Here is a 2082-nt window from a genome sequence, read left to right as displayed (position 1 = left end):
TACAAAAAATTAGGGACATAAGCCCTGTATTCTCCTTGAATACAGGGCTTTAATTATCAATAGCGCCACCTACTAATAATCAGGGGCTAAAGCACTCTTTGCGGAATCTAGGAGGCTCCTACTATCTCCTGATATCCTAGCCTATGATTATGTTATAACGGGAAAATTCTCTACCTTTGCACGCCAAATGATTAATGGATTATAACTCAATATCTATTTATACAAAAATATCAAAACCAGCTGAACAACTTGGGGCAACAGGCGAGATACAAGCTACCCCACGCAAAAAGAGTATTCTGCCAAAAGGCGTGGCTTGTCTTCTGATTATCCTCCTACTATTTGGAGGTATAGGGTATGTAATGGGCGTGGCTCAGATGCTCAATACCATGATGAAGACTGCCCATGATCTTCTACTCAACACTTGTTTCTATCTCATGGCTATCTGCGTACTGACAGGAGCTTTGGGCAAATTGTTTGTGGAATTTGGAGTAGTGGATTTAATAGAGAAAATATTGAAGCCACTGATGCGTCCACTATTCAGGCTCCCTGGAGTGGCATCTTTAGGTGCCGTACTTACCTTCCTATCGGACAACCCAGCCATTATCACATTGGCACAGGAGAAGCACTTCAGTAGTTACTTCAAGAAGTTCCAATACATCTCCCTCACTAATTTCGGCACTGCCTTTGGTATGGGATTGATTGTAATTGTATTTATGGTAGGCAACGGCTACTTTGTAGAGCCCTTTATCGGTCTCTTTGGTGCCTTTGTTGGTTGTATCATCTCCACTAGATTGATGCAGCACTTTGTCCTGAAAGCGTATCCACAATATCGTGATGAGAGTGCCGTAGACTCTGCGCCTACTGCAGCTCTAGAGGGCAAAGAAGAGCATAGTGAGCAAGTAGGTCAGAAATCTACTTTCCTAAGAGTACTAGACTCCATGCTCGATGGTGGAATGTCAGGTGTACAAGTGGGGATCTCTATTATTCCAGGAGTGCTCATCATCTCTTCTCTTGTGATGATTCTTACCTTTGGTCCATCTGCAGAGGGTTTGTACACCGGAAGTGCTTACGAAGGTATTGAGCTATTGCCTACGTTGGCAGGTCACCTGGATTGGCTATTCAAGCCTCTATTCGGGTTCTCTGACCCTCACCAGATAGCCTTCCCAATCACAGCACTAGGAGCTGTAGGAGCAGCACTCAGCCTTGTTCCAAACTTTGTAACCCAGGGTTGGATTGATGGCAATGCCATTGCAGTATTCACCGCTATTGGCATGTGTTGGAGTGGCTTCCTCAGCACACACACCGCTATGTTGGATGCTATTGGTTACCGTGAGCTAACCTCCAAAGCTATCCTTTCGCACTTCATCGGAGGACTAGGTGCTGCAGTTACAGCTCATGTTGCCTATTTGCTTTATGCTCTAGTAGCATAATCATCCGACCAAGAGGCAAGGCAAAGAAGTCCTTTCGAGGCACTCACGCTTTTTTGCTTCCCCTAAAACCACCTTTTATTACGATACAGAAAGAGAGTGTGTCAATGGTTTTGAACTACAAAACACATCTTGACACACTCTCTAAATGAGCGGTAGGCGAGTCTCGAACTCGTGACCTTCGGCTTGGGAAGCCGACGCTCTACCAACTGAGCTACTACCGCAATACTTGCCATCTACCCACCATGGGTATCGGTTAGTACCCGAAGCGGGACTTGAACCCGCACAGCCATTGCTGGCCAAAGGAGTTTAAGTCCTTCGTGTCTACCATTCCACCATCCGGGCTCCTCATTCTTGTGCGATGGCAAAGGTACCTCAAATTCCTTAATCTTGCAATACACACCTTCTGTTATTCCCGAGAAAAAACACCTTTTATATATACAATATGACAACAATCCCATATCTTAGAAAAATTTATTCCTAGGAATAAATTTATTTTTCTGTACAAATAAATTTATTTTTCTCTAGGAATAAATATTTTTATTTGTACAGATAATTTTATTTATTCCTAGGAATAAATTTTTCTACTTGCGCGACCTAGATTCCGCAAAGTATAGATCGGCGCTGTTGGGGGTAGTATTTGGGGGTACTTTGG

The 2082-nt window shown here is 43.7% G+C and carries 1 protein-coding gene and 2 tRNA genes; 1 reads left to right on the top strand and 2 read right to left on the bottom strand.

The genetic code is table 11. From position 1 onward, the window contains the following. Positions 1-194 precede the first annotated feature (194 nt). On the top strand, positions 195-1430 hold the full coding sequence (locus tag A3GG_RS0101470) for a nucleoside recognition domain-containing protein (RefSeq protein WP_018357559.1): 1236 nt from the start codon (positions 195-197) through the stop codon (positions 1428-1430). A gap of 148 nt (positions 1431-1578) precedes the next feature. Here A3GG_RS0101470 and A3GG_RS0101465 read toward each other — a convergent pair. Both A3GG_RS0101465 and A3GG_RS0101460 read right to left on the bottom strand, forming a co-directional pair. Continuing rightward, positions 1579-1651, bottom strand: a tRNA-Gly gene (locus A3GG_RS0101465). Positions 1652-1687: 36 nt separating this feature from the next. Beyond that, positions 1688-1772 (bottom strand) — tRNA-Leu (locus A3GG_RS0101460). Between the last annotated feature and the right edge of the window lie 310 nt (positions 1773-2082).

This window comes from Porphyromonas levii DSM 23370 (genome assembly GCF_000379925.1).
Lineage (GTDB): Bacteria > Bacteroidota > Bacteroidia > Bacteroidales > Porphyromonadaceae > Porphyromonas_A > Porphyromonas_A levii.
This window is presented reverse-complemented; position numbering and strand designations above follow the sequence as displayed.